This is a genomic window from Streptomyces sp. AC627_RSS907 (genome assembly GCF_019049165.1).
This window is the reverse complement of the sequence record NZ_JAGMUE010000064.1, coordinates 15,840-41,548: the sequence shown is the minus strand read 5'-3', so window position 1 is coordinate 41,548 and position 25,709 is coordinate 15,840. Positions and strand designations below refer to the sequence as shown.

The following is a 25,709-nucleotide window of genomic DNA, read 5'->3' as shown; positions in this document are numbered from 1 at the left end:
GTCCATGCCCGAATCCACCGGTACCTCCGCCGCAGCTTCCTCCGCCTCCTCTGCTTCCTCCGCCTCCTCTGCTTCCGCGGCCTCCTCTGCCTCCGCAGCCTCCGCGGCCTCCTCTGCCTCCGCGTCGTCCGCCGCCGTCCCCGGCGCCCGGATATCCCCGCGCCGCACGCCCCCGACCTGGCTGGTCGTGGCGCTCGCGTGCGCCGGACAGTTCCTCGTCGTGCTCGACGTGTCCGTCGTCAACGTCGCCCTGCCGTCGATGCGCACCGACCTCGGGCTGAGCGCGCAGGGGCTGCAGTGGGTGGTCAACGCCTACGCCATCGCCTTCGCCGGCTTCATGCTGCTCGGCGGCCGGGCCGGGGACCTGTACGGGCGCAAGCGGATGTTCCTGGTCGGGCTCGGACTGTTCACGCTGGCCTCGCTGGGCGGCGGACTCGCCCAGGAGAGCTGGCAGTTGCTGGTCGCGCGGGCCGTGCAGGGGCTGGGGGCGGCCGTGCTGGCGCCCTCGACGCTGACGATCCTGACCGCGGCGGTGCCGGAGGGGGCCGCGCGGGCGCGGGCGATCGCGACGTGGACCGCCGTGGGCGCGGGCGGCGGCGCGGCGGGCGGCCTGGTGGGCGGCGCCCTCGTCGACGGGCTGTCGTGGCGCTGGGTGCTGCTGATCAACGTGCCGGTGGGCGCGGTGGTGCTGGCCGGCTCCGTGCTGTGGCTGACGGAGGGCCGGGCCGGCGAGCGGCGGCGCCTCGACCTGTCCGGCGCGCTGCTGGTGACCGTGGGTCTGGCCACGCTCGCCTACGGCATCTCGCAGACCGAGACCGAGGGCTGGACGGCGTCGGCGACGCTGGCGCCGCTGCTGGCCGGGCTCGCGCTGCTCGCGCTGTTCCTCCTCGTCGAGGCGCGGACGGCGGCGCCGCTGATGCCGCTGGGGCTGCTGCGGCTGCGGTCGGTGGCGTCGGCCAACGTGGCGATGCTGGTGTGCGGTTCGGCGATGTTCTCGATGTGGTTCTTCATGACGCTGTACGCGCAGAACGTGCTGGGCTACTCCCCGCTCGAGGCCGGGCTCGCCCTGGTGCCGAGCTCACTGGCGGTGGTCCTCGGGTCGAAGGCGGCGCCGCGGTTCATGCCGGCGCTCGGGGCGCGGAACGTGGCCGTGCTGGGCACGGTCGTGGCGGCGGCCGGGTTCGGATGGCAGTCCACGATGACCGCGGACGGCGGGTACGCGACCGCGATCATGATCCCCGGGGTGCTGATGATGCTGGGCGCGGGGCTGGCCGCGACCCCGTTGGCGTCCCTGGCCATCTCCGGGGCGGCGGCCGGGGACGCGGGACTGGTCTCCGGACTGGTCAACACGTCCCGCACGATGGGCGGTTCGCTGGGCCTCGCCGTGATGTCGACGATCGCGGCGGCCCGTTCCGGCGGCGAGGACGCGGGGCCGGTGGCGCTGACGGACGGGTACGCGCTGGTGTTCCGCACGGGGGCGGTGGTGCTGGTCGCGGGTGCGGCGCTGATGTGGGCGTGGCTGCCGGCCGGGGAGCGCGGGAAGCACGAGGCACGGGGCTAGCGGGGGCGACGGCTCGGGGCCCCGGGCCCGGGGCCGCTGCCGGCGAGTCCCGTCGCCAGACGGTGCGGGGGAGCGTTTCGTCCCGGCGTGACGCCTCCCGCACGCCGTTTCGCCGGGACGCACGCTCCCCTCGTGCCGCCGCGACAGAGCCCTCGCGTGATCCCGTACGGTCGTGCCTGTCCGTGGTGACGGTGGCACCGGGACGACCGGTGCCGGGGTGACAGGAGGGCCATGCCCATCGACGCGGCCGAGGCGCTCGCCGCCCGCCCCCGGGTGCGCGAGATCGCCTGGGGCCACAAGGACGTCCAGCTCTACCACCTCGGCATCGGCGCCGGCGTCCCCGCCACCGACCCCCGCGAGCTGCGCTACACCCTGGAGTCCCGGCTGCACGTGCTGCCGAGCTTCGCCACCGTCGCGGGCGGCGGACCGCCCGGCGTGATCGGCGGGCTGTCCACGCCCGGCGTCGACGTCGACCTCGCCCGCGTCCTGCACGGCGGGCAGCGCCTGCGCCTGCACCGGCCGGTCCCGGTGCGCGGCCGGGCGCGAGCCGCCTCGCGCGTCGTCGCCGTGCACGACAAGGGCACGGCGGCCGTGCTCGTCCTGCGCACCGAGGTCACCGACGCGGACGGGCCGCTGTGGAGCGACGAGGCCGAGATCTTCGTACGGGGAGAAGGCGGATGGGGCGGTGGGCGGGGGCCGTCCGGGCGTCCGTCGCCGCCGCCCGCCGGGGCACCCGACCGCGTGGTCGAGCGGCCCGTGCGCGAGGACCAGGCCCTGCTCTACCGGCTCTGCGGCGACTGGAACCCCCTGCACGCCGACCCGGAGTTCGCGGCGCGTGCCGGCTTCGACCGCCCCGTCCTGCACGGACTGTGCACCTACGGCGGCACGCTCAAGTCGGTCGTCGACACGCTGCTCGACGGTGACGTGACCCGGGTGCGGGCGTACCGCACGCGGTTCGCCGGGGTCGTGTACCCGGGAGAGACGCTCAGGGTGCGCATGTGGGGGTCGGAGGCGACGGCCGGGGGCGGGACCGTGCGGGTCGCCGTGAGTGTGCCGGAGCGGAACGACGTCCCCGTCCTCGCCGACACGGTCGTCCGGTACGCGTGAGGACCGTCCGGTACGCGTGAGGACCGTCCGGTACGCGTGAGGACCGTCCGGTACGCGTGAGGACGGCGGTCCGTCCGGCGGACGGGAACGGCCCAGGCGTCGGACGGGACGCGAATGGCCCAGCCGTCGGACGGGACGCGAATGGCCCAGGCGTCGGACCGGACGCGAACGGCCCCGTCCGTCGGAGGTGACGAACGGGGCCGGGGTTGCTTGCCGCGTGTGCTTGTCCGCGCCGTCAGGCGGCGGTCTCGGACTCCTCGGCGGGCTTGCGGTGGCGGCCCCGCGGAGTCGCCGCGCCGTCCTGGCTGGAGACCGGTCCCCGGTGCTTGCCGTGCCCGGAGTCGGTCTCGGAAACGTCGGCACCGTCGGCCTGCATCGGCTGGGTCGTGCTGGCGTCGTTCATCGGAAGGATTTCACCCCGTCAACATGATCTTTCCTACAGCCGGGCGAGTGTAACCGGCACACCTCGGCCCGGATCCAGGCAGTCACGCCAACCGGCACTGGTTCGTTACAAGCCGCGCCAGCGGGGCCTGTTGCAGCGGCATCGGACGCGGCGGGGCGGGGGCCGGGGCGTCCGTCCCACCGGGACCGTCCGCGGCCGTGCCCTCCGGTGTTCCCGCGCGCTCCGCCCCCTCGTCGTCGGTCCAGGGCACGGTCAGCCGCGCCACGCCGCACGGCAACTCCGGTGTGGCGCAGGGAAGTCGGAGCTCCCCGCCCGCCGTCCACACCCCGGCGCCCGCCAACCACCCCTGGGGTGCGGGGAGATGGCGCACCCGCCGCTCGACGGGCCGCCACAGCCCGACCCAGGTGCCGAACGCGCCGTCCATGCGCAGCGCCACCGCGCAGCGCTCCGGCGTCAGCACCTGGCCGGGCTGGACCGCGAACGGCGTGACGACGCAGTCCGGCAGCCGCAGGCACTCCGGGAAGCGCACCGGCAGCGTGCTGCCCAGCACCCCCCAGCCCAGCCGGCTCTGTCCCGGCGAGGGCGCGTCCGAGCGGATCACCACCAGTCCGCTGTCCGGGTCGGCCAGCAGTATCCGGTCGTCGCTGTCCGCGGCGATCTGCAGCAGCGGCGACACCTCGCCGCCCCGCTCCAGGTCCACCACGACCGCCTTGGTGCGCCCGTCGGTCTCCCGGTCCACGGACAGCAGCCGGCCCGTGCGGTCCAGCCACACCCCGCCCGAGCAGCGACCGGGGATCTCGGCCAGCCGCTCCGGTCCGAAGGCGTCGCCCGCGACCTGCCACAGCACCGACGTCCGCGGTCCGGTCGCCAGGGCGTAGGCCCGCTCGCCGTCCGGGGCCGGCGGCAGCAGCCGCAGTCCGATGGTGTCGTCGGGGCACTCGACCGCGCCGAGCGGCAGTTCGCCGGTGCCGGGGCCGGTCGGGTACAGCAACGAGAAGACGTGCCGTCCGGCCGCGACGCGGTGGACCAGGACCCGTCCGTCGCCCATCGGCTGCACCTCGGTGCCGGGCTCCTCCGGCTGGTTGCCGGGCAGCGGCACCGCGTACGGCTCGGGGCCGTCCAGGGTCCAGCGCTCCGGGTACCAGGAGTCGCCGCTGAGGGCGAGACGCGCGGCGTAGCCGCCCTCCGCGGTGATGGTGCAGCCCGCACGCGGCGTCCCGTCGTTCCCGGGGTCCGCCGAAGGCTCGATCGCACAGACCGTCATTATTCGGTCACCTCCGGCGAAGAAGCTAGTTTTCGTACGCACGGCCGGGGGCCGGTGGCCGCCCTCATCACACGTACGTGTGGCACAGGAACGATTCGCCTGAGGAGGGGGAGAGGAGTGTGCTGTGCCGGAGCGGGGCGCCCGCGGGGGCACGCTGCGGGTACAGCGGCGCAGAACAGCCAGGTAGCCTTGCCCATGTGCCCCGTCTGTCAGAAGTCATCGCCGCGCTGGAGAGTCTGTGGCCCCCCGAGCGGGCCGAGTCCTGGGACGCGGTCGGCACCGTCGTGGGCGACCCCGGCCAGGAGGTCTCCCGGGTCCTGTTCGCCGTCGACCCCGTCCAGGAGATCGCCGACGAGGCGGTGAAGCTGGGCGCCGGCCTGCTCGTCACCCACCACCCGCTGTACCTGCGGGGCACGACGACGGTCGCGGCCTCCACCTTCAAGGGCCGTGTCGTGCACACGCTCATCAAGAACGACGTCGCCCTGCACGTCGCCCACACCAACGCCGACACCGCCGACCCGGGCGTCTCCGACGCGCTGGCCGGCGCGCTCGACCTGCGCGTCGTACGGCCCCTGGTGCCGGACCCGACCGACCCCGAGGGCCGCCGCGGCCTGGGCCGGGTGTGCGAACTCGAGCACCCGCTGACCGTCCGCGAGCTCGCCGCCCACGCCGCCGGGCGGCTGCCCGCCACGGCGCAGGGCATCCGCGTCGCCGGTGACCCGGAGGCGGTCGTCCGCACGGTCGCCGTCAGCGGCGGCTCCGGTGACAGCCTCTTCGACCACGTGCGGGCGGCCGGCGTCGACGCCTTCCTCACCGCGGACCTGCGCCACCACCCGGTGTCCGAGTTCACCGAGGATCGCGCCCGCAGTCCCCTCGCGCTGCTCGACGCGGCGCACTGGGCCACCGAGTGGCCCTGGTGCGAGCTGGCCGCAGCCCAGCTCGACGAGATCTCCGACCGGAACGGATGGGACCTGAGGGTCCACGTCTCGAAGACGGTCACCGACCCCTGGACCGCCCACGCGGCGTCCACCCCGACCTCTAGCGCACTGGGAGCCCCCAACTGAAAGCCGCGCCCGCCGACCAGATCCGACTCCTCGACGTCCAGGGCCTCGACGTCCGTCTCCAGCAGCTCGCGCACAAGCGCCGGTCCCTGCCCGAGCACGCCGAGATCGAGTCGCTGACCAAGGACCTCACGCAGCTGCGCGACCTGCTCGTGGCCGCGCAGACCGAGGAGAGCGACTGCGCCCGCGAGCAGACCAAGGCCGAGCAGGACGTGGACCAGGTGCGCCAGCGCGCCACCCGCGACCAGCAGCGCCTGGACTCGGGGGCCATCACCTCCCCGAAGGACCTGGAGAACCTCCAGCGCGAGATCGCCTCCCTCGCCAAGCGGCAGGGCGACCTCGAGGACGTCGTCCTGGAGGTGATGGAGCGCCGTGAGTCCGCGCAGGAGCGGGTCGCCGAGCTGACCGAGCGGGTCGGCGCCGTGCAGGGCAAGATCGACGACGCCACCGGGCGCCGGGACGCGGCCGTCGAGGAACTGGACGGCGAGGCCGCCTCGGTGACCAAGGAGCGCGAGGTCGTCGCGGCCTCGGTCCCCGCGGACCTGCTGGGGCTCTACGAGAAGCTGCGCGAGCAGCAGGGCGGCGTCGGCGCGGCCAAGCTGTACCAGCGCGGCTGCCAGGGGTGCCGCCAGGAGCTGGCGATCACCGAGCTGAGCGAGATCCGCTCGGCTGCGCCCGACACGGTCGTACGCTGCGAGAACTGCCGCCGCATCCTGGTGCGTACGGCCGACTCCGGGCTGTAGGGGCGCGTCCCGTGGCGGATCGGGCGTTCGTCGTCGAGGCCGACGGCGGGTCGCGGGGAAACCCGGGGCCCGCCGGGTACGGGGCCGTGGTGCTGGACGCGGCCACGGGGGAGACCCTGGCCGAGGCCGCGGAGTACCTCGGCGTCGCCACGAACAACGTGGCCGAGTACCGGGGTCTGCTCGCCGGCCTGCGCGCGGCCAGGGAGCTGGACCCGGACGCGACCGTCCACGTCCGGATGGACTCCAAGCTCGTCGTCGAGCAGATGACGGGCCGCTGGAAGATCAAGCACCCCGCCATGAAGCCGCTGGCGGCCGAGGCGGCCCGCGTCTTCCCGCCGGAGCGGGTGACGTACGAGTGGATCCCCCGCGCGAGCAACAAGCACGCCGACCGCCTGGCCAACGAGGCGATGGACGCGGGGGCGCGCGGTGAGCGGTGGTCGCCGTCCACGTCGACGGCGGAGCTGGACGCCCGTGCCGCCGCGGACGCGGACGCGACCGCTGTCGCGGACGCTCCGGCCGCGGACGTCACCGTCACCGCCGTCTCGGAGGCTCCGGCCGACGCCGACGCCGACGCCGACGACGTGCGGGCCGCGAGGACCGTGGCCTCGCCCGGCTGGGGTCCGCCCGACATGGGCGCCCCCGCCACCTTCGTCCTGCTCCGGCACGGCGAGACGCCCCTCACCCCGCAGAAGCGGTTCTCCGGAAGCGGCGGCAGCGACCCGTCCCTGTCGTCCGTCGGCCGGGAGCAGGCCGAGAAGGTCGCCGCGAGCCTCGCCCGGCGCGGCACGATCCAGGCGGTCGTCGCCTCACCCCTGGCCCGCACGCGCGAGACCGCCGGCATCGTCGCCGCCCGCCTCGGCCTGGAGGTGACGGTCGAGGAGGGGCTGCGGGAGACCGACTTCGGCGCGTGGGAGGGGCTCACCTTCGCCGAGGTGCGCGAGCGCCACCCCGACGACCTGAACGCCTGGCTGACCTCCCCGGACGCCGAGCCGACCGGCGGCGGGGAGAGCTTCGCGGCGACCGGCGCCCGGGTCGCGGCCACCCGCGACAGGCTGGTCGCCGCCTACGCCGGCCGCACGGTCCTCCTGGTCTCCCACGTGACGCCGATCAAGACGTTCGTACGGCTCGCGCTCGGCGCCCCGCCCGAGTCCCTGTTCCGCATGGAACTGTCGGCGGCCTCCCTGTCGGCGGTGGCGTACTACGCGGACGGCGGCGCCAGCGTCCGCCTGTTCAACGACACGTCCCACCTGTGCTGAGCGCCGCCGCCGCACGGGCCAGCGCCTCGACCCGGCCCCAGTCGCGCTCGGCGACCGCGTCCTTCGGCAGCATCCAACTGCCCCCGACGCAGCCGACGTTGGGCAGCGCCAGGTACTCCGGTGCCGAGGCCGGCCCGATGCCGCCGGTCGGGCAGAAACGGGCCTGCGGCAGGGGAGCGGCGAGGGCCCTGAGGTAGGCGGTGCCGCCCGCGGCCTCGGCCGGGAAGAACTTCATCTCCCGCACCCCGCGCTCCAGCAGCGCCACCACCTCCGACGTGGTCGACACCCCCGGCAGGAACGGCACCCCGGAAGCCCGCATCGCCGCCAGCAGTACGTCCGTCCACCCCGGGCTGACCAGGAACCGCGCCCCGGCCGCCACCACCTCACCGACCTGCTCCGGCGTGATGACCGTGCCCGCACCGACGACCGCACCCGGCACCTCACCGGCGATGGCGCGGATCGCGTCGACCGCGACCGGCGTCCGCAGCGTCACCTCGATCGCGGGCAGCCCGCCGGCGACGAGCGCCCGGGCGAGCGGCACCGCGTCGGCGAGGTCGTCGACGACCACGACGGGCACGACGGGGGCGAGATCCAGGACGGACGGCGTCGCGACGTGCGGAGAGGAGGGCAGCGGTGAGGTCATGCCCTCATCGTGCCGCCGAGGGCCAATGCGCGCAACGAACGTTGCACTCTGTGCAACACCCTCTGTCCGGCAGTCTCAGTGGACCTCCGCCACCAGCACATCCAGCGACCACGGCTTCCCGGCCTTCCCCGGCGCCTCCGCCTCCACCTCGTACCCGAGGTCCCGCAGCGCCTCCACCAGCTCGGCAGGCCCCGCGGGCGCGCTCCCGGACGACAGCAGACTCCGCACGATCCGCCCCTTGGTCGCCTTGTTGAAGTGGCTGACCACCTTCCGGGTCGGCGCGTGCAGCACCCGCACCGTCGCCGTCCGCCCGGCGACCTCACCCTTCGGCTTCCAGGCCGCCGCGTACGCCGACGAGCGCAGGTCCAGCACCAGCCCGTCCCCGGCCGCCTCGGGCAGCACCTCGGCCATCGGCGCCCGCCAGAACGCGCCCAGCGCCCCGAGCCCGGGCAGCTTCACGCCCATCGAGCAGCGGTAGGAAGGAATCCGGTCGGTCACCCGCACCGCGCCCCACAGCCCCGAGAACACCAGCAGCGAACGGGCGGCCCGCCTCTTCGCGGCCGGGTCCAGCGAGGCCAGGTCCAGCGCGTCGTAGAGCACGCCGGTGTAGACCTCCCCGGCCGGCCGCGCCCCCGCCGTCCGCAGCCCGGCGTTCTTGGCGACCTCGCCGCGCAGCCCCTCGCTCAGCCCCAGCACCTCGCGCGCCTTCCCCTCGTCACCGGCGCACAGCTCGACCAGCTCACCGAGGACGGCCTCCCGGGCCGGGGCCAGCCCCGGCAGGGACAGCGACTCCGGCTTCAGCGGGGCACCCCGGCCGGACGCGGCCTTCCCCTCGGACGGCGGCAGCAGGACAAGCACACGTACTCCTTCACTCCGAGCCCCACGGCTCCCGGTGGGCTCCCGGTCAGGGTACGGCGTGCCCCTGCCGTGCCCGCTCGACGGCCCGTACCAGGCCACCGGGGTCATCGGCGTGACAGCGCACGACGCGCACCTCGCGCCGCCGGCCGAGGAAGGTGACGTGGGTGACGGGCGCGGCGAGCTCGACGGTGACGGAGGTCTGCGCGCCCACGGGGAGATCGAGCTCACCGTCCGTACGCTCGTGCGTCGTCCGCAGCTCACGCCGGACCACGGCGATCCGGTCCAGCGGTATCCGTAGGTCGAGGTGCACGGCCTGGCGAACGCGCAGCGTGCCGCCGTCCGGATCCAGTACGTGCGGGCGGACCACGGACGCGGCGTGCAGCCCGACGACGAGGACGACGGTGTACACGTCCAGGACCAGGACCACGTGGTGCACGGCGGGCCAGTCCCGCAGCAGCAGGGACATCCCCACCGTCTCGACGACGCACACGAACGCGAGCCCGGCCGTCATCGCGCCCTGCCCCCGCGCGTACCCGAAGGCGTGTCCGCCGCCCTTCGTCCCGTGGGTCCGCCGGACCGCCCACAGCCACAGGCTCACCAGCAGCCGCAGCTCGTGCCGGACGAGGAGCCCGGGGACCCTCATGACCGCCGCCCCCGCGAGGCGATGTCCATGGCCTGCCGGATCGCCTCGGCCTGGGCCGGGGCGAAGTCGGCGTAGAAGGCACGCAGAAAGCTGTGCCCGGAGTCGAGGACGACCTCTTCCCCGGGTTCCCCGGGTTCCCCGGGTCCCCCGGGCAGCATCTCCTCGGGCAGACAGCCGGCCAGCGCGCGGGCCGCCTCGCCGACGCGCGGATCGTCCGGGCGGGCGTCGACGAGGTCGTCGAGCAGCGCGTAGGCCTGGTGGGCCCGTGCGACCGCCTCCGGCGAACCCAGCGCACCGCGCAACGTCTCCAGCAGCTGCTCCCGGTCCTCCGGGGCCACCGTGGTCTCCAGCAGCGCCAGCATCTCCCGGTCCCGGGCGGCCATGGACGAGTCGCCGGGGGCCTGCGGGAGGTCGGCGAGCAGCGTGGCCAGCTCCGGCGAGACCGGCCCCTCGGCCGGCAGTCCGCCCTCCGCCTCCAGCAGCACCCGCAGCCGCGCCCGCCGCTCCCGGATCGCCGCCTCCTGCTGCGCCAGATCCGCGTCCAGCTCCTCCAGCACCTCGGCCAGATCCTTCCCGGCCTCGTCCGCGAGCACGTCCCGCACCTCCGCCAGCCCGAGCCCCAGCTCGGTCAGCCGCCGGATCCGGGCCAGTACGACGAGGTGCCGCAGGGTGTACGTCCGGTAGCCGTTGGTCAGCCGCTCCGGTTCGGGCAGCAGGCCCTGGTGGTGGTAGTGCCGCACGGTCCGCGTGGTGACGCCGACGGCGTCGGCGAGTTCTCCGATTCGCATGGCTTCAGTAGAGACGTTGACGTTGCGGCAGGGTCAAGCGGCTACTGGCTCGGCAAACGTTCCCGACCTCTCGGACAGGTGATCAGCCGATGTCCCAGTCTGGCGAGCGACCGGAGGAGGGGCGTGACCTGACTGCCATGCCTCGGGCTGACCACGAGGCCGAACGCCGCCGCTGTGCCGACGGCGGCATCCCCCTCTACTTGCTCGTCGACCGACAGGCGTCCTCGATCACGCTGTTCAGCAGCCCGGTGAAGACCGGCCACCGCGACGACCACCGTGAACACCGCACTCGCCACCCCCCTCGGCACACCGCTGGCTCTTCCGGAGCCCTACGCCTTCGAACCCGGCGACGTGTTCGCCGCCCTCGCCGGCCTGGGCGTGATCCGCACGGCGATCGCCTTCGTCGCGTTCTTTGAGCTGATCAAGGAGGTCTTCCTGGACGATTCCCTGACGCCCGGCGTGCTCGTCGCCTTCACCCTCATCCTCACCGGCTCGGTGCTGGCGACCGCGGCCACGGGAGCGAGCCGGCGCGCACGCCCGGTACCATGGTCGATACGGCAGACGAGCCGGGCGGACGGCCGCGTGGAGTCCCTTGCGGGACTTCCCGAGGAACGTCCGGGCTCCACAGGGCAGGGTGATGGCTAACGGCCACCCGGGGTGACCCGCGGGAAAGTGCCACAGAAAGCAGACCGCCCGGCGCTTCGGCGCCGGGTAAGGGTGAAACGGTGGTGTAAGAGACCACCAGTGCCCAGGGCGACCTGGGCAGCTAGGTAAACCCCACCCGGAGCAAGGTCAAGAGGGGACGCCTCCTCGCAAGAAGGGGCGGCCCTGCGCGGACGTTCGAGGGCTGCCCGCCCGAGTCCGCGGGTAGACCGCTGGAGGCCGGTGGCAACGCCGGTCCTAGATGGATGGCCGTCGCCCGGGGCTCCGCGAGGACCCCCGGGAACAGAACCCGGCGTACAGCCCGACTCGTCTGCCCCTCAGGGCCTCTGACCAGCGAAAGCGCAGGTCAGAGCCTCTTTTTCGTGGCGGACCGACTGGAGCCTCACCCCGGTGCGTATCGGTTCAAACCGGACGTCATCGATATGAAGGTAGCCACGAAGGTAGCCACGCCGGGCGGCTCGGCGGGAGAGCGGTTCGTCGTCCGTGCCCGGAGGGGAGCGGATCAGGTGAGCCGGTGCTCCCAGCGCAGCGAGGGGGCCCGGTCGATCCAGTACTGGTGGGAGGCGGGCGTCACACGGAGCCGTACGGAGTCGATCTCCGGCGCCCCGGCGCCCTGCCAGGCGACCAGGGAACGTTCCACGTCGTCCCACAGGGCCACCGGACCGCCTTGGCGGACGGTCCAGTTCTCGCCGTCGGCGAGGAACTCGGCGAACGACTCCCTCTCCGGATCGAACAGGTACCGCAAGGGCGAGCCGTCGCCATCCGTCGCACGGACGAACTGAGCGCCGGGCGCCGCCAACTGCGCAAGGAAGGCGGGCATCCACTCCTCGAGGACAAGGGGTGACACCTGAGCGCGCCGCTCACTGTCCGCGTACGCGGTCCGGGCGGAGAGATCGCCAGCCACGGGGGCCACTGCCTGGGCCCGCGCCTGCATGAAGGAGGGTGCCACCCCGCGTCCTCATCAACGGCCGAAGATCGCAGGGCTGTTGGGAGTGACCCTCCCCGAGCTGGAAGCCCTTCTCTCCGACGAACAGCCGGCCGAGACAGCCGGGCTCTCCGCTGCTCCACCCCTCCTCCATGGTGATGATGACGACATGAAGCGCCGCGAAGTCCTGGGTCTGCTCGCCGTTACGGGTGCGCTGGTCGCACTTCCCGATCCCGGTGATGCCGCCCGAGGGCGCGCGGCGTCGACGCTCTTGGAGACGGGGGACGCCCTGCATCGCGGCCTCTGGCAGGTCTACGCGCTATCGGACGCCAAACAGGTCGTCTTCCCTGTGGTGCGCGCACAGCTCGATGTGATGGCGAAGGGACTGGCCGAGACCCGTACTGCTGTGGATCGGTCCCGATTGTGTCGGATGACGGCCGACCTCTACCAGCTCGTCGGCGAGCTGTTCTTCGACGCCAACCGGTACACCGACGCCGCGCAGTGCTACACACTGGCCGCCAACGCGGCCTACGCCGGTGGCGACCACGACCTGTGGGCCTGTGCCATGACCCGCCACGCGTACGTCGAGCTGTACGCGCGCCGCGCGCACGCTGCCCAGCCCCTGCTCGCGGCAGCTTTCCGCATCGCCCGGCGGGGTGACGGCACTCTCTCCACCCGTCACTGGGTCGCGGCCGTCCAGGCGCAGGCTTACGCGGCCGTGGGCGATCTCGACGCGTGCAACCGGGCTCTTGACGAAGCTGAGAAAGTGCAAGCCCTCGACAGCGCTCACTCCCACAACGGCGGCTGGCTCCGCTTCGACGGCTCCCGCCTGGCAGAGGAGAGAGGGGCCTGCTACCTCCAACTGGGTCGCCCTGATCTCGCCGATGAAGCGCTCACAGCGGCCCTTGCCCAGCCTCTGTCCCTGCGTCGTCGCGCTGCCGTCCTGAGCGACCTCGCCGTGCTCGGGGCGCACAGACGGGACATCGACCAGGTCGTGTACTACACGGAGCAAGCACTCGGACTGGCCGACCGGTCGAATTCGGGATTCATCGGCAAGAAGCTGGACGGGCTTCGGGGGCGTCTTGCCCCGCTCATGTCCGATGACCGAGTCTCGACTCTTGATCACCGAATCGCGGCGCTTCCGCGCACCGCATGACGAGAGGGACACGCGCATGAATGACGGCCGGATCTTCCGCGAGGCGTGGATCGACGGTGTGAACAAGCATTACCCCGGCGAGCCCAAGCCTGGCTACGTCACGCCGTGGGACGACACGCCCGCGTGGGAGCGCGAAGCGGCCGCCGCCGTGTACGGGCAGGTGCGCGACTTCATCGAGGTCAGCGGCGGGCATGCGGCGAGGCTCACACGCGAGCAGAAGGGCCGATTCGTCGCGATCTGCTGGACCGCCCAGATGTTCAGGCACTTCGAAGACCCGAAGCCCGGATATGTTGCCGACTGGTCCGACCTGCCAGACTGGCAGCGGGAGACGGACGCGGACATCTTCGAACGCATCGAAGGGACCGTCTGAATCTCAGGAGCGACGACGTCCCCGTCCGGGCCGATCCGGGCGGGGATGTCTTGTCACGTAGCCATCAAAGTAGCCACGGAAGCACCATTCCTGCGCGTTTGTGCAGGTCATAGCGTTGTGCCGACAGTCCCCGGCGTACAGCCCGACTCGTCTGGCGGCCCGGCTCCCCGGCAGGCCGTGGTCAGACCTGCGGATCCATCGAACGCAACAGCTCCAGCAGGCCCTGAGCCGGAACCAACTGGTCGTCGGTCACCGGGTCCGGACTGAAGTGCATGAGGTCGTTGCGGAAGGTGCGGCACGTCTCCAGCGCCGTCAGGAAGTGCTCCTGGTCGATGCCCCATCCCAGAGCGGCCCAGTTGTCCGGGACCTTGAGCAGGTGTTTGTACGCTCCGAATGTCAGGTCGGCGGCAGAGCGCACCCTGGCGGCGCGTTTGGGCGACGGGATGACGGCTCTGATGCGGTCGAGTGGGATGCACCGGTCCACCACGCGGCGCAGGCGCTGCTCGATCTCCTCGACCAGGACGAAGGGGCGCACGCGTGTGCCGAACTGTCCGGTGAGGTCGGACGCCGTGATCAGACCGCAGACCTTGTGGTCGTGATCGCGGACGACGACGTAACCGTGCTGCTGAATGGCCCCGATCCAGTTCAGGAGGTCGTCCGAGCCGTCTGCCTCCTGCCCGCGTACCGTCGCGGCAGGCAGACCGGCTGTCGGGTCCGCCATGCGCGCGCGCCCGATCGACTCCCAGCTCACGACGCCGCGCAGCCGTCCGTCCGCGTCCAGCACGGGGAGCTGGCTGTAGCCGCGCAACACCATGAGCGTGATGGCGCTTTCGATGGTGTCCCCGACACGCACGCACTCGGGCATGCGGTTCGCGGAGTCGAGGTTGCTCACCAGGTAGGCGACGGTTTCGGCCTCGGACTCCTCGTCCGGCAGGTGACCGGCGAGCATGGTCGAGAAGCGGGAGGCCATGTCCGCGAAGACGTCGTCGGCGGCACTGTCCGCGGCTTCCTGAAGCCGGGCCCCCAGACGGCTGCCACCCGACATCCTGGTCACCGCGCTCGCTCCCGACTCGTCCGGCTCGGCGCCGCCTGCCAGTACCGCGATCCGGCTGTCCAGCGTGCCCTCCGTGAACGGCGGAACAGTCACCAGGCCCCGGGCCTCGAGGTCGTCCTTGATCTGTGCGGTGGTCGCCGGGTAGCGCCGCTGGACACCCCATACGGCGAGGAAGTCCCGGATGGACAGGGTGAGCGGCTCCTCGTCGCCGCGCCTGCGCACCTCCTCGTACAGTTTCGCCGGCTCGGTCAGGGTCGCGGCGAACTCGTCGGCGTCGGGTCGGCCGGGGTCGGGCTTGCCCTCGGCCAGCGCTGCCACGCGTTCGGCCGCTCCGAACCTGCTGAGCTCGAAGACGGTCAGCAGGGAGCCCAGGCTGTCCAGCAGGTCGGACTGGATCTCCTGCCGGTCCAGGTCCGTGACCAGCCACTCCACCCGCCGGACATGCCGCAGTCCTTCCGCGGCCTGAGCCCGGTACTCATAGGCGCCCACCACCCGCCCGATGGCGACGCGTAGGGACTTCAGAGGCAGCACGACGAGGTCGTCGGGCTGGATCTCGTGCACGAAGCGGTAGAGCTGTCCGGTCCAGTTGCCGATCGTGTAGGAACCTTCGTCGGGGTAGGCGGCGGCGACCGCTGCCCGGATGTCGGAACGGGTGGCGGCGCCGGCGAGGTCGCCCATCGCGAGCCTGTCCCATCCGACGACGAGAACGCCTTCTTCGAGGGCGACTCGCTCCCGCTCCCCGTTCTCTCCCGCACGCACAACCCAGGCTCGCATTTCGCCCCTCCCCGTAAGCACAAGGCACATGATCAACCTCGCTGACCTTAGGACACCCACGACGTCGATGGGTAGGACAGCATCGCTGCACGTCTCGCAGGGGGGCGCTTTCCAGTCGTCCGTGTGTGTTCCACCACAGCCCGTAGACTGACCTGCGTCAACCTGGCCGAGGGGAAGGCCGTGACCGGGACGTGGGGGTACGAGAGCGCCGATGAAGCCGCTGGACACCGATGCCGACCCGCGTGTGGTGGGGCCGTTCGAACTTCTCGCCAGGCTCGGCGCGGGCGGCATGGGCGTCGCCTACCTGGCCCGCAGGATCCCGCTGGACAACCTCCCGGACGAGATGGCCGCGGGTTACCGTCTGGTCGACTCCGGCCCTGAGGAGGAGAGTGCCCCGGCGCAACTCGTCGTCGTCAAGATGATCCAGCCGAACCTGCTGGACCATCCGCAGGCACGTGAGCGGTTCGCACGCGAGATCGACGCCGTCCGGGCCGTCGTCAGCGACCGGGTTCCGGCCCTGCGCGCCGCTGATCCGGAGGCCGCCGAACCGTGGTTCGCCATGGACTACATCGCGGGCCCCTCCCTGCACACGCTGGTGAAGGAGTCGGGTCCCTTCGACGTGGGACCGTACGCGGCGCTCGGCCTCGCCCTCGTGGACGCCCTGCGCGCCATCCACGGTACGAAGCTGCTGCATCGCGACCTGAAGCCCAGCAATGTCGTGCTCGGTCCGGACGGGCCGGTGGTGCTGGACTTCGGTCTGGCGGTGCTGTCCGAGCGGCAGTCCAGCCAGGCGCTCACCAACACCGGGGACCAGATGGGCACGGCCCCCTACATGCCCGTGGAGCAGTTGAGGGACACCAAGCACGTCGAGGAACCGGCGGACGTGTACGCCTTGGGTGCCACTCTCTTCTTCGCGTTGACAGGCAGACCGCCCTACCCCTTCATGCCCCTGATGTCACCGCCGAAGTGGGAAGGTGTCGCGGCTTCCTTCCTCCCGCTGCTGGCTCAGATACTCGTTGCCAGCCCTTCCCAGCGGCCGGATCTCGATGGTGTGCAGGAGAGCCTGTACACGTTGCTGGCCGATGCCGGGATGACGCCGGAAGCCGCTGCGGCGCACCTACGGGACCATGTCGTCGGCGCGAGCCTGGCCCCCCAGCTGCCCCCGCAGGCCCTCGCCGATGATCCGGACCCTGCCGTTCAGGAACTGGCCCAGCGGGCCGTCAACAGGGGAGACGCACCGGACGCGCCCTGGGCGGAGGACGATCCCGGTTTCTACGGCATCGACACGGACGACATCGAGTGGGTGGCCGACGCCTCGGACGGGCCGGGCACACCTGGCGCCTACACGCCCACGCTCGCCGACCCGGAACCGGCCCCGCCCGCGGCCCCGGCTCCGGCGGCCGAGCCCGCCGACGCCCCGGGACCGGTGCCCACGAGCTATCCGCTCCCGCCGCCCAGCCCCCACGACGATTCGGCGAAGGCCGCCGTCACAACCGACAGCAGCCCGCGGACGCCTCCCCGGGCGGCGCAGAACGTCGCCGCCGACCTCCGTGAGCGCTACGCACACCGCAGGGACCTGTAACCGACGGCCGGCCGAGCCGGGCACGTGGTAGGCAGGGCCGTCGCACGAACGCGACCGGTCCTGCCCGGCCGCCCGCGGCGGCCCGTCCCGCCCCTTCCCGCCGTCCCGGCGCTACCCTCGACCACGCCTCGTACTACCCGAAAGGACCACTCCATGCCTGCACCCGACGGCCCTCCGCCCGCCGGCACGGTGATCGAGGTGCGGGACGAGGAGTGGATGGTCCGCAACAGCAAGCAGGTGCGCCCCGGTGAGTACCTGATCGAGGCCGTCGGCGCCTCCGATCTCGTGCGCGGTCAGGAGGCACGCTTCCTCGCCCCCACCATGGACCGGCCCCGCGTCCTGCGACCCGAGCACACCCGGCTCATCCCCGACGACTCGCCGCACTTCCGCCGCAGCCGCCTCTTCCTGGAGGCCGTGCTGCGCAAGACACCATTGCCGCAGCGGGAGCGGCGCCTGGCGCTGACCGACGGCTTCCTGCTGGACCGCATGGACTACCAGCTCAGGCCCGCCGAGAAGGCACTCGCGAACCCGCTGCGTCCCCGGCTGCTGATCGGTGACGTGGTCGGCCTGGGCAAGACCCTGGAGATCGGTGTGCTGCTCGGCGAGCTGATCCGCCGCGGACGTGGCGAGCGCATCCTCGTCGTCACACCGGCGCCCGTCCTGGAGCAGTTCCAGCACGAGTTGTGGACGCGTTTCTCGCTGCCGCTGGTCCGGCTCGACAGCGCGGGCATCGCCCGCATCGAGCGGAAGATCCCCGCGGGCCGCAACCCGTTCACGTACTACAAGCGCGTGATCATCTCCATGGACACGCTCAAGAACCCACGGCGCTACCGCCCGTGGCTGGAGCACATCCGCTGGGACGCGGTCGTCATCGACGAGAGCCACAACCTCATCAACCAGGGCAGCGACCGCCGCGCCCTCGCCGATCTTCTCGCCGAACGCACCGACGCGCTCATCCTGGCGAGCGCGACCCCGCACAACGGTGAGATGCCCGCCTTCACCAGCCTGATCCGCCTCCTCGACCCCATGGCCGTCAAGGACCCGAGCCGTCCGAAGGCCGAGGAGCTGGAACACCTCATGCTGCGCCGCACCAAGGTCAGTGCCGAGGTGGCCGAGCAGCTCAAGGGCCATTGGGCGCCGCGCGGCGGTTCCCACCCCGTGCGGTGCCGGGCGAACGCCCTGGAGGAGAAGGTCTTCCAGGAGCTTGCCGAGCACTGGCTGAAACAGTCCGGGCAGCAGGCCGCGGCGGAGGACCGGCTCTTCCCGTACGTCCTGCTCAAGTCATTCCTGTCCTCGCACCGCGCCCTGTTCGTCACCGCCCGCCAGCGGCTCACCAGGACCGGTCACGTGCTGCCCGAGCGGCACCGGATCACCGACGAACCGCTCTCCGGCATCACCGCGAGCACCCCCGAGGCCGCCTCCCTCCTGCGCCTGCTGGAGCTGGCCCGCGCCATCGAGGGCGCGGGGGCCGCAGGCGGCGAGCCCTCCGCCGCCTCCAAGCTGGCCGGACTCGTCGACGAGCTGCGCCGCATCGGTGTGAAGGCGGGCAGCCCCACCCGCGCGGTCGTCTTCTCCGAACGCCGTGAAACCCTCGACTGGCTCGGCGAGGTGCTTCCGCCGCTGCTCGGCTGGACGACGGAGGCCGACGCCAGGGCCGCCGTCAAGGTCATGTACAGCGGCGCCGGGATCTCCGACCGGGTGCAGATGGAGTACGTCGACGAGTTCGCCCGCGCGGGCAGCGACGTACGGTTGCTGCTCACCGGCGACGGCGCCTCCGAGGGTGTGAACCTGCATCGCCAGTGCCACCACCTCATTCACTGGGACCTTCCCTGGAGCCTGATCCGGGTCGAGCAGCGCAACGGCCGCATCGACCGGTACGGGCAGACCAGGCCGCCGGAGTTCCGCGCGATGATCCTTGAGACGGCGGTCGAAGGTGCGCTGGACGACACGGACATCGCCGAGAAGGTCCTTGCGCGTGAGCAGCGGGTTCACGAGATCCTCGGCGCCGTGGAGGCGGCGACGAAGGACAACGACGGCGACAAGGAGGAGCGGCGCGTCATGGAGGCCCTCTTCCGGGGAGAGGCACCGCAACTGGCCGTCGACGAGCTGCAGACCGTTTCGCAGGAGTCCCTCGACTCGCTGGAGGACGGTGAGATGCCCGCCGACCTGACCGTGGCCCAGCAGCTGAACGCCGAGTTCGGCACCGGCACCGACCCGTTCGAGGACGCGGAGGCGGACTTCGGCTTCGACTTCGGCTTCGACGCCGAGGACGACGCGGATGACAGGGGTGCCCCGGATGCTCCGGGCGGCGGTTCCGCGGCCGGGCCCGAGTCCGTTGCCGCCGGTCACGCGCCCGTCCGCGTCGTCGAGGAACTGCGCCTGTTCACGGACCGGCGCGACTACGTCCTCACCGGCCTGGAGGAGCTGGCCGACCTGGAGGCTTTCCGCCTCGACACGACCGTGCACGGCAACGACCTCAGCTTCGACACCCCGGAAGACCTCGCCGACCGGCTCGACGTCCTGCCGGCCACCTACCTGCGCGACCACGGCATCACCCAGCGCATGAAGCTCACCTTCAGCCGCGAGGACGCCGCCGACGCTCTGCGCCGGGCCCGGGAGGACGCCGATTCGCGGTCGCTGTGGCCGGACGCCCACTACGTAGGCGAGCTGCACCCGGTCATGGAGTGGATCACCGACAAGGTGCTGGTCCAGCTGGGCCGCCAGCAGGCCCTCGTGATCCAGGTCGACCGTGCCCGCGTGCCGGAGCCCGTCTTCCTCACCCAGGGCGTGTGGTCCAACCAGGACGGCCGTCCGACGGTCGTGGCCTGGCTCGCCGTCGACGGCCTGGGAGGGGAACCTCGGGTGCGGGAGCTGACCCGGTCCCTCCTCGCCGACCTCGGCCTGGGCCCGGACATGCCGGACCACTTCGCCGCCGGCGACCCCCAAGCGCTCCAGCGGCATGTCGAGGCCGCCGTCACCGCCACCCGCCGCGAGATGGACCGGCTGCGCGCGGAGGCGGAGGAGCACATCGACCGCCCGCTGCGGGAGTACGAGTCGAAGGTCGGCCACTGGCTGGAGCAGAAGCTGCCCGGCTTCAGCGGCGGGCACACCGCGCGTGAGCGGGCCGCCGAGAACCTGGAGAAGGCGGCGAGCCGGCTGCGCACGACCGGCGATCCGATGGTGCGGGTCCTGGCCGTCCTGGAGCCGAGCTCATGACCGTTCGGCCCCTCCCACCCGTGCATGACGTCACCGAAGCGATCCGGCAGGAGCAGCAAGCGTGAAGTTCGACGCTCTGATCAACGAGGGTGAGTACTTCCCGTCCTTCTTTCTGGACGAGATCCTGCCCAAGCAATTGAAGACGGGCCGCCTGAAGGAGTGGGCGGCCGAGGAGCGCCAGGGCCGGCCCACACCCCGGCAGGGACTGCGCGACCTCACCGGCCCCTACCTCGACGTGCGGCTCCGCGTCGGCGGCGAGGCGGAGAAGTACAACGTCCTGCCGGACGCGGTCGCCGTGGCCGCCCAGCAGGCGGCGGCCGAGGCACTGAAGGACCGCACCGGCACCGACGAGCAGCCCCCCGCCTTCCAGCCGGCGTCCGCGCCACGCGTGTCCGGCGACAGCCCGGAGGAGGAGTGGCGAGCCGGTCTGCACGCCTGGCACACGCGGGTCCTGCAGGCCCTGGGCTTCACCCCCTGCCCCGGACACCTCACCGTCCACGGTGCCGCTGGTCCCGTCGCGGTGCCCGTCGCCCACAGCGAGCCCGGCGTCGCCGTCCTGGCCGGCGGGTTCGCCGCCGACATCGCCGACACCCGCGGTGACGGCCCGGCCAACCGGCTGCCCGCGCCGGTCCGCGTGACCTCCGGAAAGACCCTCACCACGGTCACCGACCTCGCCGCCTGGCTGCTCGCCGCCGACGGCGCGCCCCGCTACGCCCTGCTGCTGTTCGGCGGGGTCCTCGTCCTCGCCGATCGCGAGAGCTTCGCGAGGGGCCGTCACCTCACGGTCAGCCTCGAGGTCGCGCTGCCCCGCAAGGGAGTCAAGGGCGCGAGCGCGGGGGAACTGGAAGTGATCGCCGCTCTCTTCGGCGCGCAGTCCCTGCGCCCGGCCCAGGACGGCGGGGACGACGACATCGCCCGCCTGGTCGCCGAGTCCCGCGACCACTCCGTGGGCGTCACCAGCGACCTGCGCGAGGGCCTGAAGGCATCGGTCCAACTGATCGCCAACGAGGTCCTCGAACGGGCGAAGCAGCAGGGCGCCGACCACGAGGACCTCCCCGAGTGGCTGCCGGGTCCGCTCGCCGAGCGCGGCGCGCTCCCGGGCCTGCTCACCAAGGAGTCCCTGCGCTACCTCTACCGCATCCTCTTCCTCCTCTACGCCGAGGCCCGGCCCGAGCTGGACATCCTCCCGATGAAGAGCGAGGAGTACGTCCACGGCTACAGCGTGGCCCGCCTGCGCGAACTGGCCGTCCAGGAGAAGCTGTCCAGTACCTCCCGCGACCGCTACCACTTCCACGACTCCCTGGCCCTGCTCTTCGAGAAGGTGTTCACCGGCCACCCCGTGGCGGACACGATCACCTCACGCGAGGCGGCGGGAGCGCGAGCGAGCGACACCGCCCCGGACGCGGAGACGCCTGAGCTGCCCGACCTGTCCGAGGACGACGGCTACGAGGGTGTACGCATCGAGGCCCTGAAATCCCGCCTCTTCGACCCGACATCGATAAAGCTTGTCGACCAGGAGATCACGCACCCGGACGACATCGCGCCCGACGGCACGGTCCGCGAAGGTGCCCGCCGCCTGGACCTGCGCCTGCGCAACAAGGTCCTGCACCAGGTGCTGCGCAACCTGACCGTCGTGGAGGGCCGCGGACGCGGCGGACGCGGCGGCTTCATCTCGTACGCCAACCTCAGCATCAACCACCTCGGCGCGGTGTACGAGGGCCTGATGTCCTACACCGGCTTCATTGCCGACGAGCCGCTGTACGAGGTCGCCAAGGGCGGTGACCCGAGCGGCGGCTCCTGGCTGATCAAGGCGAGCCAGGTGCGCTCGGGCCGCTACCCGGACGGCCCGGACGACAGCGTGTTCGTCGCCACGGAGATCAACCCCCAGACCAACGAGCGCGTACCTGTCCCGCGCAAGGTCGGCACCTACGTGTACCGCCTGGCCGGCCGAGACCGCCAGACCAGCGCGTCCTACTACACGCCGGAGTCCCTCACCCAGGCCACAGTCGAGCAGACCCTGCGCTTCCGCCTGAACGAGAAGGGCGAGGTCGACCCGAAGGAGCCCGAGGCGGCCTGGGTCAACGCGGCGGACGTGCTGCGCTGGCGCGTGTGCGAACCGGCCCTCGGCTCCGGCGCGTTCCTCAACGAGGCCGTCAACCAGCTCGCCGAGCTGTACCTGCGGCTCGCCCAGCGCGAGCGGGGCGTGGAGATCGACCCCGAGGAGTACCAGCGCGAGCTGCAGAAGGTGAAGGCGTACATCGCCCTGCACAACGCGTACGGCGTGGACCTGAACGAGACGGCCGTCGAGCTGGCGGAGATCTCGTTGTGGCTGAACACCATGTACCGGGGCATGAAGGCCCCCTGGTACGGCCTCCACCTGCACCGGGGCAACTCGCTCGTCGGAGCCTCCCGCAAGGTGTATCCCGGCAACAGCCTGCGCGACGGCGGCTGGCTGACGACGAAGGCTCCGCAGAAGCCCCGGCACGTCCCGCTGGACGAGCGGCTCAAGGGGCGCGAGGTGCACCAGTTCCTGTTGCCCGCGATGGGCTGGGGCTCGATCGGTGAGAAGGTCGGCCTGCGCACCCTGAAGAAGGGCACGGCGGAGGAGACCGTGAAGGCCGTGGTCGACGGCGACGTCGTCGACTGGCTGGAGCCCGAGCTGGTCGAGGCGATGCGCAAGTGGCGCTCCGCGATGCGGCGCAAGCCCAAGGGGGAGACGAAGCGGACGCCGCCGAAGCCGAAGGCCGCGCCGACGGCGGAGCAGCTGGCGGTGGAGACGGACGACGCCGGGCTGGGGCAGGGGGCGTTCGACCTCGGGCTGGAGATCTGGGAGCAGCCGTCGCTGGGCCTGCCGGGCGGTGCGGCGGCTCCGGCCGCGACTGCTGGTGGCGGGAGTGCGTCGGTTCGGGGATCCGCCCCGGTGGCCGAGGACGAGGACCGGGAGCCCGGGGAGGCGACCGAGACCGGGCGGCTGATCCGGCTCGCCCGCCGCGTGGAGTACCTGTGGGACCTCGTCGTCATGCGGCTGACGCTGTCCGAACGGGAGATCTCCCGGCACGTCGACGTGTGGGGCGCCGCGATCCCCCGGGACGGGCAGGCCGCCGGGAGTACGGGGCCGATGGACCGGGACGCGGTCCTGGAGGCCCTGCACCGCAAGGGCACGCCCTACTGGCGGCTCAAGCAGCTCATGGACGCCTGGTGCGCGCTGTGGTTCTGGCCGCTGGAGGAGATCGGGTTGCTCGACGGCTCGGACGAGTTCGAGTACCGGCCGGACGGCGAGGACCGCACGCTGTTGAAGAAGGGCGACCCCAGGCGCAGGGTGGCTCTGAAGTCCCTCAAGGACTGGCTCGAGTTCGCCGAGGCCGTCGTCGGGCGGGTGGACGTGGACACGGGCGAGGGGCAGCAGACCTCGCTGCTGTCCTTCGAGGGCGTCAGGAGTCTGGACGAGCTCGACGCCAAGGAGCGCGAACTCGACCAGAAGATGACCGAGGCCACGGCGTGGTCCAAGCCGGCGGATCTCGGCTACACGTTCCCCTGGTACGAGACGGTGCAGCGGATCGCCGGGGAGCGGGGGTTCTTCCACTGGGAGCTGGACTTCGCGCATGTATTTGCCGAGGGTGGCTTCGACCTGATGGTGGGGAATCCGCCGTGGGTCAAGCAGGAGTGGAAGGAGAGCGGCGTACTCGCCGAGTTCGAGCCGTGGTTCGAGCTCGCCGACAAGCCGAGCAACGAGGCCTGGGACGAGCGCAAGGCCGAGGTGATGGGTTGGCCCGGGGTTCGGCCGACATTCCTGGGCGAACTGGCGGACCATGCGGCGGTGTCCGGTTTCCTGGCCTCGGTCGACACCTATCCCGAGCTGGTCGGGACGCAGCCGGATCTGTACCGGGCGTTCATGTTGCTGGGTTGGAGGGCCATCGGCGAACGGGGGACGGCCGGGCTGATTCATCCGTCCACGCATCTGACGGGGGCGAAGGAAGGGGCGCTGCGTAAGGCGGCCTATCGGCACTTGCGGTTGCATGCAGACTTCGTGAACCAGCTCTACTTGTTCGCCAAACCTGTGGGTCACAGTAGCCACTTCAGCGTCAATGTGTATGGCTGTGATCAGGATGTCCACTTTCAACACATGAGCTGGCTGCTCCATCCCAGCGTGCTCACTAGGTCCTTGCGGCACGATGGTGAGGGACCAGTTCCGGGGGTGAAGGAAGGGGGTAAATGGGACCTGCGCCCGCATCGCGACAGGATCGTCACGGTCAACGAGGAGCGGCTTCGGGAGTGGCGCGCGCTGGCTGGAGGGGAGAACCCGCCGCCCGTCGGGCAGGCCAAGCTCTTGTACCCGGTCACGCGGGCGGAGGAGTCGGCCATCCGGGCACTGGCGAAGTGGCCGCACCGGCTTGCGGCGTGGGGACCGCGTATCAGCCGTGGGTTTGATGAGAAGAACGACCGCACTGCGGGCTACTTCACTTGGGTTTCCGGTCCGGCGAGTTCTTGGAACGACGTCATCTTGCAAGGGCCGTTCATCGGAGTAGGAACTGCGTTCTTCAAACGGCCGATTGAGGGAGCGCGGAGCTCGCTGCAAGTGGAGCCTTGGGATCACTTGAACCTGTCGGTGGACGAGGTACCGCGCACGAACTACCGACGCGCCGCAACGTGTTCAGCTATCGATTACTACAACGCAACCGCCCGGCGCACCTGGACTGACTGGGAACTGTTCAACATGCTGCGGGACGACGGACGAGTGTTGGACGCTCTCCAGATGTTGACCGATGATGAGAGCGAGCAGGAGGAGACGCTCCGCGATTGGTCTGCCCGCCCGTACTCCCGTTTCTTCCGTCTTGCGTGGCGAAGGCAGATCGCTTCGGATACCGAGCGGTCGCTGTACGCCGCTCTGGTCCCACCTGGTCCGGCTCACGTGCACATGGTGCACAGTGCTGTGCTGCCAACGACACGGAAGACCGCGCTGACTGCAGGCTTCTGGGCTTCGTTGCCGCTGGACTACTTCCTGCGTGCCACGGGCCGCTCAGACCTTCAAAAGGGCGAGGCCGAGGTCATGCCAGCGCCGACAGCAGACCATCCGCTTGAACAGGCCCTTCTCCTCCGCACCCTCCGTCTCAACTGCCAGACCAACGCCTACGCCCCCCTCTGGGAGGATCTATACGACCCGGCCTGGCAGCAGGACACCTGGGCCGCCTCGGCAGTCTGGCCCGACGGCACGCCTCCGCTTGCCGGGGGAGTGGCCGCCACTTGGACCCGGGACACCCCCCTCCGCACGGAGTTCACGCGCCGTGCGGCCCTCGTCGAGATCGACGCTCTCGTCGCTGTCTGGCTCGGCATCAGCGCCGACGAGTTGGTGGCCATGTACGACGCCAGGTTCCCCGTACTCCAGCAGTACGAGGAGAACATGTGGTTCGACGTCACGGGGCGCCGGATCGCCAAGGCGCACCAGCAGTACGGGTACGGGCAGCCCAAGAAGGCATGGAAGCAGCTGAGCAAGCCGGAGGGCTTCCCGGAGGAGTACGCGGTCCCGGACGGCTACACCGGCCCCCTGTACCGGGCCGACCGAAAGGCCGAGATGCGCGCCGCCCATGCTGAGTTCAAGCGCCGGATGGGCTGACCTGGCACCTCACCCGAGTGAGAGCCCTGCC

General features: G+C 71.7%; 17 protein-coding genes, 1 other RNA gene and 2 pseudogenes. 12 read left to right on the top strand and 8 right to left on the bottom strand.

Going from position 1 to position 25,709, the window contains the following annotated elements:
* Positions 1-4: 4 nt before the first annotated feature.
* A complete protein-coding gene (locus KUM32_RS15965) occupies positions 5-1,561 on the top strand; it encodes an MFS transporter (protein WP_254405639.1) in 1,557 nt (518 codons plus the stop codon).
* 231 nt (positions 1,562-1,792) lie between these two features.
* Positions 1,793-2,668, top strand: a complete 876-nt coding sequence (locus tag KUM32_RS15960) for a MaoC/PaaZ C-terminal domain-containing protein (protein ID WP_217142553.1) — start codon at positions 1,793-1,795, stop codon at positions 2,666-2,668.
* A gap of 235 nt (positions 2,669-2,903) precedes the next feature.
* On the opposite strand, the gene KUM32_RS15955 is transcribed toward KUM32_RS15960, so the two are convergent.
* Positions 2,904-3,071 (bottom strand): hypothetical protein, encoded by a 168-nt coding sequence (locus tag KUM32_RS15955; RefSeq protein WP_217142552.1) that lies wholly within the window; start codon positions 3,069-3,071, stop codon positions 2,904-2,906.
* An 82-nt stretch (positions 3,072-3,153) separates the two neighbouring features.
* Positions 3,154-4,335, bottom strand: coding sequence for a hypothetical protein (locus KUM32_RS15950; RefSeq protein ID WP_217142551.1), 1,182 nt, complete (start codon positions 4,333-4,335; stop codon positions 3,154-3,156).
* Positions 4,336-4,532: 197 nt separating this feature from the next.
* Here KUM32_RS15950 and KUM32_RS15945 point away from each other — a divergent pair, with 197 nt between their 5' ends.
* The 3 genes from KUM32_RS15945 to KUM32_RS15935 are packed head-to-tail and all read left to right on the top strand — an operon-like array spanning position 4,533 to position 7,395.
* A complete protein-coding gene (locus tag KUM32_RS15945; RefSeq protein ID WP_217142550.1) occupies positions 4,533-5,399 on the top strand; it encodes a Nif3-like dinuclear metal center hexameric protein in 867 nt (288 codons plus the stop codon).
* On the top strand, positions 5,396-6,139 hold the full coding sequence (locus KUM32_RS44985) for a zinc ribbon domain-containing protein (protein ID WP_217142633.1): 744 nt from the start codon (positions 5,396-5,398) through the stop codon (positions 6,137-6,139). Before KUM32_RS15945 ends, KUM32_RS44985 begins: the two co-directional genes overlap by 4 nt.
* A gap of 11 nt (positions 6,140-6,150) precedes the next feature.
* Entirely contained in the window at positions 6,151-7,395 is a 1,245-nt protein-coding gene (locus KUM32_RS15935; protein WP_217142549.1) for a bifunctional RNase H/acid phosphatase, read from the top strand.
* Here the strand turns inward: KUM32_RS15935 and eda are convergent.
* The 4 genes from eda to KUM32_RS15915 all read right to left on the bottom strand — a co-directional run bounded on the left by eda (position 7,370) and on the right by KUM32_RS15915 (position 10,327).
* On the bottom strand, positions 7,370-8,038 hold the full coding sequence (gene eda / locus KUM32_RS15930) for a bifunctional 4-hydroxy-2-oxoglutarate aldolase/2-dehydro-3-deoxy-phosphogluconate aldolase (protein WP_217142548.1): 669 nt from the start codon (positions 8,036-8,038) through the stop codon (positions 7,370-7,372). The two genes, KUM32_RS15935 and eda, sit on opposite strands and share 26 nt — an antisense overlap.
* Positions 8,039-8,113: 75 nt before the next feature.
* Complete coding sequence (gene yaaA / locus KUM32_RS15925) at positions 8,114-8,896, bottom strand: peroxide stress protein YaaA (RefSeq protein ID WP_217142547.1); 783 nt, start codon at positions 8,894-8,896, stop codon at positions 8,114-8,116.
* Between the two features lie 46 nt (positions 8,897-8,942).
* A complete protein-coding gene (locus KUM32_RS15920) occupies positions 8,943-9,539 on the bottom strand; it encodes a hypothetical protein (protein ID WP_217142546.1) in 597 nt (198 codons plus the stop codon).
* Entirely contained in the window at positions 9,536-10,327 is a 792-nt protein-coding gene (locus tag KUM32_RS15915; protein WP_217142545.1) for a MerR family transcriptional regulator, read from the bottom strand. The genes KUM32_RS15920 and KUM32_RS15915 overlap by 4 nt, the downstream gene beginning before the upstream one ends.
* A 140-nt stretch (positions 10,328-10,467) precedes the next feature.
* On the opposite strand from KUM32_RS15915, the pseudogene KUM32_RS43495 reads away from it, so the two are divergent.
* Together KUM32_RS43495 and rnpB are read left to right on the top strand one after the other, a co-directional pair.
* A pseudogene (locus tag KUM32_RS43495) lies at positions 10,468-10,669 on the top strand (Uma2 family endonuclease); the annotation flags it as partial.
* A gap of 220 nt (positions 10,670-10,889) precedes the next feature.
* Positions 10,890-11,303, top strand: an RNA gene (gene rnpB / locus KUM32_RS15910) — RNase P RNA component class A.
* Between the two features lie 189 nt (positions 11,304-11,492).
* On the opposite strand, the pseudogene KUM32_RS15905 reads toward rnpB, so the two are convergent.
* Positions 11,493-11,930 (bottom strand): annotated as a pseudogene (locus KUM32_RS15905) (methyltransferase); the annotation flags it as partial.
* A gap of 52 nt (positions 11,931-11,982) precedes the next feature.
* On the opposite strand from KUM32_RS15905, the gene KUM32_RS15900 reads away from it, so the two are divergent.
* Positions 11,983-13,071, top strand: coding sequence for a transcriptional regulator (locus KUM32_RS15900; protein WP_308408666.1), 1,089 nt, complete (start codon positions 11,983-11,985; stop codon positions 13,069-13,071).
* Positions 13,072-13,087: 16 nt separating this feature from the next.
* The gene (locus KUM32_RS15895; RefSeq protein WP_217142631.1) at positions 13,088-13,441 is read left to right on the top strand and encodes a hypothetical protein; all 354 of its coding nucleotides are present in this window, start codon (positions 13,088-13,090) and stop codon (positions 13,439-13,441) included.
* Between the two features lie 181 nt (positions 13,442-13,622).
* Here KUM32_RS15895 and KUM32_RS15890 read toward each other — a convergent pair whose 3' ends face one another.
* A complete protein-coding gene (locus tag KUM32_RS15890; RefSeq protein WP_217142544.1) occupies positions 13,623-15,269 on the bottom strand; it encodes a CBS domain-containing protein in 1,647 nt (548 codons plus the stop codon).
* Between the two features lie 211 nt (positions 15,270-15,480).
* Between KUM32_RS15890 and KUM32_RS15885 the strand changes: the two genes are divergently transcribed.
* The 3 genes from KUM32_RS15885 to KUM32_RS15875 all read left to right on the top strand — a co-directional run bounded on the left by KUM32_RS15885 (position 15,481) and on the right by KUM32_RS15875 (position 25,678).
* The gene (locus KUM32_RS15885; protein ID WP_217142543.1) at positions 15,481-16,851 is read left to right on the top strand and encodes a serine/threonine-protein kinase; all 1,371 of its coding nucleotides are present in this window, start codon (positions 15,481-15,483) and stop codon (positions 16,849-16,851) included.
* 153 nt (positions 16,852-17,004) lie between these two features.
* Positions 17,005-20,067 (top strand): DEAD/DEAH box helicase, encoded by a 3,063-nt coding sequence (locus KUM32_RS15880; protein WP_217142542.1) that lies wholly within the window; start codon positions 17,005-17,007, stop codon positions 20,065-20,067.
* Positions 20,068-20,128: 61 nt separating this feature from the next.
* A complete protein-coding gene (locus KUM32_RS15875; RefSeq protein ID WP_217142541.1) occupies positions 20,129-25,678 on the top strand; it encodes an Eco57I restriction-modification methylase domain-containing protein in 5,550 nt (1,849 codons plus the stop codon).
* Positions 25,679-25,709: the final 31 nt, after the last annotated feature.

Coding starts and splice junctions, on each gene's coding strand:
- KUM32_RS15965 (WP_254405639.1), top strand. CDS start 5: ATGCCCGAATCCACCGGTACCTCCGCCGCAGCTTCCTCCGCCTCCTCT.
- KUM32_RS15960 (WP_217142553.1), top strand. CDS start 1,793: ATGCCCATCGACGCGGCCGAGGCGCTCGCCGCCCGCCCCCGGGTGCGC.
- KUM32_RS15955 (WP_217142552.1), bottom strand. CDS start 3,071: ATGAACGACGCCAGCACGACCCAGCCGATGCAGGCCGACGGTGCCGAC.
- KUM32_RS15950 (WP_217142551.1), bottom strand. CDS start 4,335: ATGACGGTCTGTGCGATCGAGCCTTCGGCGGACCCCGGGAACGACGGG.
- eda (WP_217142548.1), bottom strand. CDS start 8,038: ATGACCTCACCGCTGCCCTCCTCTCCGCACGTCGCGACGCCGTCCGTC.
- KUM32_RS15920 (WP_217142546.1), bottom strand. CDS start 9,539: ATGAGGGTCCCCGGGCTCCTCGTCCGGCACGAGCTGCGGCTGCTGGTG.
- KUM32_RS15915 (WP_217142545.1), bottom strand. CDS start 10,327: ATGCGAATCGGAGAACTCGCCGACGCCGTCGGCGTCACCACGCGGACC.
- KUM32_RS15895 (WP_217142631.1), top strand. CDS start 13,088: ATGAATGACGGCCGGATCTTCCGCGAGGCGTGGATCGACGGTGTGAAC.
- KUM32_RS15890 (WP_217142544.1), bottom strand. CDS start 15,269: ATGCGAGCCTGGGTTGTGCGTGCGGGAGAGAACGGGGAGCGGGAGCGA.
- KUM32_RS15885 (WP_217142543.1), top strand. CDS start 15,481: ATGAAGCCGCTGGACACCGATGCCGACCCGCGTGTGGTGGGGCCGTTC.
- KUM32_RS15880 (WP_217142542.1), top strand. CDS start 17,005: ATGCCTGCACCCGACGGCCCTCCGCCCGCCGGCACGGTGATCGAGGTG.